Source organism: Micromonospora sp. DT231 (assembly GCF_049847025.1).
Classification (GTDB): Bacteria; Actinomycetota; Actinomycetes; order Mycobacteriales; family Micromonosporaceae; genus Micromonospora.
In genome coordinates, this window is sequence record NZ_JBNCNO010000001.1 from 1,035,250 (window position 1) to 1,042,524 (window position 7,275).

The following is a 7,275-nucleotide window of genomic DNA, read 5'->3' on the forward strand; positions in this document are numbered from 1 at the left end:
CCAGCACCCAGCACCCCGGCGGACAGCGGGGCCGGCGCGGACCTACGGACACAGGTAGCGCAGGACCGCGAGGACACGGCGGTTGTCGGCCTCGTCCGGAGGTAGCCCCAGCTTGTCGAAGATGCTCGCGACGTGCTTCTCCACGGTTCCGCCGGTCACCGTGAGCGCGTCGGCGACGCCGGCGTTCGAGCGCCCCTCCGCCATCAGCGCGAGGACGTGGCGCTCGCGCGGGGTCAACGCCGCCACCCCGTCGGCGTGGCGGCTGACGCGCAGCAGTTGACCGACGACCTCCGGGTCGAGCGCCGTGCCGCCGGTGGCGACCCGCCGCAGCGCGTCGTCGAACTCCGTGACGTCGGCCACCCGTTCCTTCAGCAGGTATCCGACGCCCGCCGCGTTGCCTGCCAGTAACCGGGCCGTGTACCTGGTCTCGATGTACTGCGACAGCACCAGCACTCCCGTGCGGGGGTGCTGGCGGCGGATCTCGAGTGCGGCGCGCAGCCCTTCGTCGGTGTGCGTCGGCGGCATCCGGATGTCGGCCACCACGACGTCGGGCTGATGCGCGGTCACCTCGGTCAGCAGCGTCTCGCCGTCGCCCACGGCGGCGCACACCTGGTGGCCGTGATCCTCGATCAGGCGGGCGAGCCCCGCCCGGAACAGGGCGGCGTCCTCGGCGATCACCACGCGCACGCTCATGCGCGCAGCGGAAGCTCGACGGTGATCGTCGTCGGGCCACCGGGCGGGCTCGCGATGCTCAGCGTGCCGTCGACCACGGCGACCCGTTGCGCCAGCCCGGACAGGCCGGTGCCCCGGGTCGGGTCGGCGCCGCCGGTGCCGTCGTCGGCGACGCTGAGCCGCAGCACATCCCGCCTGCCGGCCACCCGGACGGCGATCGTGGTCGCGAAGCTGTGTTTGGCGGCGTTGGCCAGCAGTTCGGTGGCGCAGAAGTACGCGATGGTCTCGATCGCGGGGGTGGGCCGGACCGGGATGCCGATCTCCAGCCCGACCGGGATCACACTGTCGGCGGCCAGCGAGGCGAGGGCGTCGGCCAGCCCGTTGTCGAGTACCGGCGGGTGGATCCCGCGGGTCAGGCTGCGCAGGTCGCCGAGCGCGTCCTTGGCGCCGCGTAGGGCGGCGTCGACCAGCTCCCGGACGGCGTCGGCGTCCGCGACCTCGCCGCCGTCGCCGAGCTTGCGGCGGGCCATGCCGAGGTTCATGGCCAGCGTGGCCAGCCGGATCTGCGCTCCGTCGTGCAGGTCGCGTTCCAGCCGGCGCAGCAGGGCGGCAGAGTCGTCCACCGCCGATGCCCGGCTCAGCTCCAGCTCGTGGACCCGCTGTGCCAGCCGCCCCGGCCCGAGCAGGCCCCGGATCAGCCAGGCGTCGGCCGACGTGACGGCTCTTGTCACCCACGGCGCGGCCAGCAGCATCGCCGCTCCGGCGGCGGTGGCGGCGAACGTGCCGCCGAGGGTCGCGACGCGGAACGTGCCGTCGCCGAACAACCCGAACGGCGTGAACACCGGCACCGGGTCCAGCCGGACCCCCGGCGGGTGGTTCCGGAACGCCCCCCACAGCAGCGGGTAGCACAGGTTGACCACGCCGCCGATCCAGAAGAACACGGCGTACAGCTCGATCAGGCTGGCCGGCAGCTTGGCCAGCAGATAGCCGACGACCCGCCAACCGGCCCTGTCGCGCGGCCCGGGCCAGGCCCGACCGGCACGCATCGGCGGTGGCGCCGCGACCCGGACCCCGAGCAGCCGGGTCGCGAGCGTGCGGTGCAGTGCGCCGAGCCTCCGGGCCGCCGTCGTCGACACCAGCAGCACGAGCAGCAGTCCCACGCCGGCGACGGCGATGACCACGTCGGTCGGGGCGGGGTTGCTCCGCCCGCCGGTGCTGACCCACCAGCTCAGGTCCACCGCGCCAACGAAGAGTGCCACCGGGTTGACCACGACGAAGGGCAGCCCGGCGAGGCAGAACGCCAGCTCTCGGCCCGCACGCTTGGTGAACGGAGCCACGACCGCCGCGCGGGCGCCCCGCCACGGCACGCCGCGCATCGGTCCGGATCGCCGGGTGCGGTTCCGGGCCTCGGTCACCGGATCTCCTTGCGTCGTCGGTGGCTACGGGGGATCACGGTAGGCGCGCAGGTGTCCGGGCGGGAGCCGGCTGACGGCCGTCTTCGCCTGGGGGATTTCCCCCAGGCCGCACTAGCTCCAGTCGGTCTGGTAGCCGTCGCGGCGCAGCAGACCCAGCAACTCGGCGTCGCTGGGGGCGTGCACCCGGGTGAGCGCGGCGCTCAGGTCGTCGACCCCGACCGGGTCCGGCCCCTGCACCTCGATGGCCCGCACGGTGGCGCCGTCGGCGCGGTACAGCGCGATCGACGGGTCGCTGTTGTCGGTGTCGTGGGTCACGACAAGCGTGCGCCCGTCGCCCAGGTCGGTGCAGGTGCGCAGCCGCGGCACGGCGCAGTCGACGCCCTCGGGCAGCCCGGTCGCCGGTTGCGGCACGCGCAGCCGCCAGAGCACGGGCACCGACCGGCCGTCGGCGGTCCGCAGTGCGTAGGCGATGTCGAGGCCGCCGCGATCGACCCAGCCGACGGTGCCGGGCCGGGTGACGTCGTCGGGGATCAGCAGGTGTTCCCGGGGCCACGGCGATGCCCTGGTCAGGTCGGCGAGGTCCCGCTGGTCCTTGGCGTCGTGGTACGCGCCGCGTAGCCCGGCGTAGCCGACCCCGCAGACGACGAGGAGTGTCACTGCGACCAGGACGAGACGACGGTACGGCACATGATCACTGTTCCAGTCGCCTGAGCCGGCGTCGTACCGACCCAGGGGCTCAGGCCAGCCAGCCGCCGGTCATCCGCGCCACCGCGGCGCCGTCGAGGTCGGCGAGCTTGACTCCGACGAACTGCCGGGCGCCGTCGGAGGTCTGCACCCGTACCGGCGGTGTCGGGTCGGTCAGCGTGGCGACCACCACCGCCGCGGCGTCGGCGGGGGACTGCGCGGCGGCGAACGCCTGCCCGGTGCGGGCCAGGTACGCGCGCAGCGCTGGCCCGTACACCCCCGCGTCGGCGCTGGCGGTGTCGGCGTCGATGCCGATGTTGGCGACGAACTCGCTGGCCACCGCACCCGGCTCGACGAGGGTCACCCGTACGCCGGTGGTCGCGGCGAGCGGGGCGAGGGCTTCCAGGTATCCCTCGACGGCGAACTTCGCGGCGCAGTACGCCTCGTTGAACGGCTGCCCGACGATCCCGCCGACGCTGGAGACGGTGACCAGCCGGCCCCGGCTGGCCCGCAGGTGGGGCAGGGCGGCGCGGCTGACGTTCAGGACGCCGAAGAAGTTGACCTCCATGACGGCCCGGACGTCGTCGACGGTGTCCTGTTCCAGGGTGCCCACATGCCCGGCGCCGGCGTTGTTGACCACCGCGTCGAGCCGGCCGTACGCGCCGATCACGTCCCCGACGCAGCCGTCGACCGCGTCCGCGTCGGTGACGTCGAGCCGTCGCACGTCGATCAGGTCGGCGACCCCGGCGGCGCTGGCGGCCTCGCGGAGCCGGTCGGCGCGGGCCACGTCGCGCATGGTGGCGACGGTCCGCCAGCCGGCCCGCGCGCAGCCCAGCGCGATCTCCAACCCGATGCCGGTGGACGTTCCGGTGATCAGCACCGTCTGCTCGCTCATGTGTCGGCCTTTCGTTGCGGGCGCTGCGGGCGGACTCGCTCCTGGACCCGCCGCAACAGGGTAAGGGCACGGACGGTGATCGACTCGGTTTCCTGAAAAGCGCCGTGTCCGCGGCTGCGGCTTCCAGGAAGCCGAGTTGATCTCGGAGTCGCTGTCAGGCTGAGCGGCGGCGGTGCACGCGGCTGGTGTCGGCGGGACGACCGGGGTCGACGTGGCGGGGCAGGTCCGGTTCGTCCGGGCGCAGCGGGGCGAGGCTGTCGGTGAGCGCGTCGATGATCCGGCTGGTGGCCCGGCGGGCGGCGCCGGGGCTGTCGGCGGTGCTCTCGCCCAGGTCGACGGGTGCGCCGAAGTGCACCCGGAGCACCGGGCGGCGCCACAGCGCACGGGCGATGCCGCGCAGCATGCCCCGGGGCGCCCGGTAGGGCAGCACCTCGTGGGAGCCCCACTGGGCCACCGGCACGACCGGGGCGCCGCAGGCCAGGGCGAGGCGGGCGGCGCCGGTCTTGCCGCGTTCGGGCCACATGCCGGGGTCCAGGCCGATGCGTCCCTCGGGGTAGATGAGGATCACCGACCCGCGGGCGACGGCGGTGGTGGCGTCGTCGAGGGCGCGGTGCACGGCGCTGGTGCCCCGGTCGACGCGGATGTGCCCGGCGTGACGCATGGCCGCGCCGAGCACCGGGGCGCGGAACAGTCCGGCGGTCGCCATGATCCGGGGTGCGATGCCGCGGGTCTGGCAGGCGGCGGCCAGCACCAGCGGGTCGAACGGGCTGATGTGGTTGGCGGCCAGCACCAGCGGGCCGCGACGCAGGTGGGCCTCGACGTCGCCGGTGACCTCGAGGCGGGCCAGCAGGCCGACGAGGGCGCGGGCCAGCAGTTGGGCCGTGCGCCAGATCAGCGGGGGTTGCCAGGTCGAGTGCGTCGTGTCCATCAGCGCGACATCGTCGCACGCCCCGGTGGGGTCACGAGGGCGGGTCGGGTGATCAGGGTCATGGACCCCGGGCGGGTCCGGGTCAGCCGAGCCTCTACGACGAGCAGTAGTATTTACTACGTCTCGTAGTACGGATGGATGGGGGTTTCAGGTGGACGCGTTGGACGTTGCCCGCTGGCAGTTCGGTGTCACCACCGTCTACCACTTCCTCTTCGTACCGCTGACCATCGGCCTGTCCGTGCTGGTAGCCATCCTGCAGACGATGTGGCACCGCACCGGCAACGAGCGCTACCTGAAACTCACCAAGTTCTACGGCAAACTCTTCCTGATCAACTTCGCCATGGGCGTGGTCACCGGCATCGTGCAGGAGTTCCAGTTCGGCATGAACTGGAGCGACTACTCCCGCTTCGTCGGCGACATCTTCGGCGCGCCCCTGGCCATCGAGGCGCTCGTCGCGTTCTTCCTCGAATCCACGTTCATCGGCCTGTGGATCTTCGGCTGGGACCGGCTGCCCAAGCGAGCCCACCTGGCCAGCATCTGGGCCGCCGCGATCGGCACGAACCTGTCCGCGTACTTCATCCTCGCCGCGAACTCGTTCATGCAGAACCCGGTCGGCTACCGGATCAACCCGGACAGCGGGCGCGCCGAGCTGACCGACTTCCCGGCGGTGCTGACCAACAAGGTCGCCCTGATCACCTTCCCGCACACCCTGGCCGGCTCGTTCCTGGTCGCCGGGTCGCTGATCGTCGCGGTCGGCCTGTGGCACGTGATCCGCAACCGCGACTCGGCCGACACCGACGCGTACCGCTTCGCCACGAAGTTCGGCTCCTGGGTGGTCCTGGTCGCCTCCGCCGCCGTGCTGTTCACCGGCGACATCCAAGGCAAGATCATGACGGACGTGCAGCCGATGAAGATGGCCGCCGCCGAGGGCCTCTACACCACCGAGAGCCCCGCCTCGTTCTCCGTGCTCACCATCGGCAGCCTCGACGGCAGCCGCGAGGTGTTCGCCCTCAAGATCCCGTACCTGCTGTCGTTCCTGGGCACCGGCGACCCGCACGGCACCGTACGCGGCATCGACGACCTGCAGGCCCAGTACGCCACCCAGTACGGCGCGGGCAGCTACACCCCGATCATCCCGGTCACCTACTGGAGCTTCCGCTTCATGATCACCTTCGGGTTGGCCGCCGGCGCGATCGCCCTGCTGGTCCTGTGGAGCCAGCGCAAGGGCCGCACCCCCAGCAGCAGGTGGCTGCTGCGCGCCGGCCTGGCCATGCCGGTGCTGCCACTGCTGGCCAACTCCTTCGGCTGGATCTTCACCGAGATGGGTCGCCAGCCGTGGATCGTCTTCGGCGAGATGCTCACCCGCAACGGGGTGTCGCGCAGCGTCTCCCTGACCGAGGTGCTCACCTCGTTCACCGCCTTCACCCTCATCTACGCCACCCTCGCCGTGATCGAGGTGAAGCTGCTGCTGCGCTACGCCAAGGCCGGCGTACCCGACGTCACCGAACAACCCCCCACCGACGACACCGACGACGCCGAGCGCCCGCTCGCCTTCGCCTACTGATCCCGGAGCCCATCGTGGACCTGACCACCATCTGGTTTCTCCTCGTCGCCGTGCTGTTCACCGGGTACTTCATCCTGGAGGGCTTCGACTTCGGCGTCGGCATGCTGCTGCCCGTCCTGGGCCGCGACGACCGCGAGCGCCGCGTCCTGATCAACACCATCGGCCCGGTCTGGGACGGCAACGAGGTCTGGCTGATCACCGCCGGCGGTGCCATGTTCGCCGCGTTCCCCGAGTGGTACGCCACCCTGTTCTCCGGCTTCTACCTGCCGCTGCTGCTGATCCTGCTGGCCCTGATCGCCCGGGGGGTGGCCTTCGAATACCGGCACAAGCGCCCCGAGGCGTCCTGGAAACGCCGCTGGGACACCGCGATCGTGGTCGGCTCGCTGCTGCCGGCGATCCTGTGGGGCGTCGCCTTCGCCAACATCCTGCGCGGTGTGCCGCTGGACGCCGACCACGAGTACGTCGGTGGTCTCGTGGACCTGCTCAACCCGTACGCCCTGCTCGGTGGCGCGACCACCCTCGCGCTGTTCCTCACCCACGGCGCGGTGTTCCTCGCCCTGAAGACCACCGGCGACATCCGCGAGCGCGCGGGAACGCTCGCGGTACGCGTGGGCGTCGGCGCCGCCGTGCTCGCGGTCGCCTTCCTGACCTGGACGCTGAGCATCCGCTCCAGCGCGGCGGCCGTCGTGCTCGCCGTCGGCGCGGCCCTCGCCCTGCTCGGCGCGCTGGCCGCCGCCCGGGTACGCCGGGAGGGGTGGGCGTTCACCGGCACGGCCGTGGCGATCGGCCTGGCCGTGGCGACCCTGTTCGCGGCGCTGTTTCCGAACGTGCTGCCGTCCACCCTGGACGCGGCCGGCACGCTCACGGCCACCAACGCCGCCTCCACCCCGTACACCCTGAAGATCATGACCTGGGTGGCGGTGATCTTCACGCCGGTCGTGCTGGCGTACCAGGGGTGGACCTACTGGGTGTTCCGCAAGCGCATCGGCGTGGCCAACATCCCGCAGCACTGACCCCCACCCCGACCGGGCGAGCGGAATCGCGCCGATCTGTGAGTGGGGGTTGTCAAGAGGTGCGGTGGTGGGTGGTGATGGTGCGGTAGAGCTGTCGGGCGATG

7 protein-coding genes are annotated in these 7,275 nt (G+C 72.2%); 2 read left to right on the forward strand and 5 right to left on the reverse strand.

Going from position 1 to position 7,275, the window contains the following annotated elements; translation table 11 throughout:
- Window positions 1-42 precede the first annotated feature (42 nt).
- The 5 genes from ACPXBU_RS04730 to ACPXBU_RS04750 all read right to left on the reverse strand — a co-directional run bounded on the left by ACPXBU_RS04730 (window position 43) and on the right by ACPXBU_RS04750 (window position 4,594).
- On the reverse strand, window positions 43-687 hold the full coding sequence (locus ACPXBU_RS04730) for a response regulator transcription factor (RefSeq protein WP_425756713.1): 645 nt from the start codon (window positions 685-687) through the stop codon (window positions 43-45).
- A 2-nt stretch (window positions 688-689) separates the two neighbouring features.
- On the reverse strand, window positions 690-2,087 hold the full coding sequence (locus ACPXBU_RS04735; RefSeq protein ID WP_425756657.1) for a sensor domain-containing protein: 1,398 nt from the start codon (window positions 2,085-2,087) through the stop codon (window positions 690-692).
- A gap of 111 nt (window positions 2,088-2,198) precedes the next feature.
- The gene (locus ACPXBU_RS04740; RefSeq protein ID WP_425756659.1) at window positions 2,199-2,774 is read right to left on the reverse strand and encodes a hypothetical protein; all 576 of its coding nucleotides are present in this window, start codon (window positions 2,772-2,774) and stop codon (window positions 2,199-2,201) included.
- A gap of 49 nt (window positions 2,775-2,823) precedes the next feature.
- Window positions 2,824-3,666, reverse strand: coding sequence for an SDR family NAD(P)-dependent oxidoreductase (locus ACPXBU_RS04745; protein ID WP_425756661.1), 843 nt, complete (start codon window positions 3,664-3,666; stop codon window positions 2,824-2,826).
- 154 nt (window positions 3,667-3,820) lie between these two features.
- Window positions 3,821-4,594: a lysophospholipid acyltransferase family protein gene (locus ACPXBU_RS04750; protein WP_393374733.1), complete on the reverse strand. Its 774-nt coding sequence runs from the start codon at window positions 4,592-4,594 to the stop codon at window positions 3,821-3,823.
- Window positions 4,595-4,745: 151 nt separating this feature from the next.
- On the opposite strand from ACPXBU_RS04750, the gene ACPXBU_RS04755 reads away from it, so the two are divergent.
- Window positions 4,746-6,158: a cytochrome ubiquinol oxidase subunit I gene (locus ACPXBU_RS04755; protein WP_393374735.1), complete on the forward strand. Its 1,413-nt coding sequence runs from the start codon at window positions 4,746-4,748 to the stop codon at window positions 6,156-6,158.
- Between the two features lie 14 nt (window positions 6,159-6,172).
- Window positions 6,173-7,171 (forward strand): cytochrome d ubiquinol oxidase subunit II, encoded by a 999-nt coding sequence (gene cydB / locus ACPXBU_RS04760; RefSeq protein ID WP_425756663.1) that lies wholly within the window; start codon window positions 6,173-6,175, stop codon window positions 7,169-7,171.
- The last annotated feature ends 104 nt before the right edge of the window (window positions 7,172-7,275 follow it).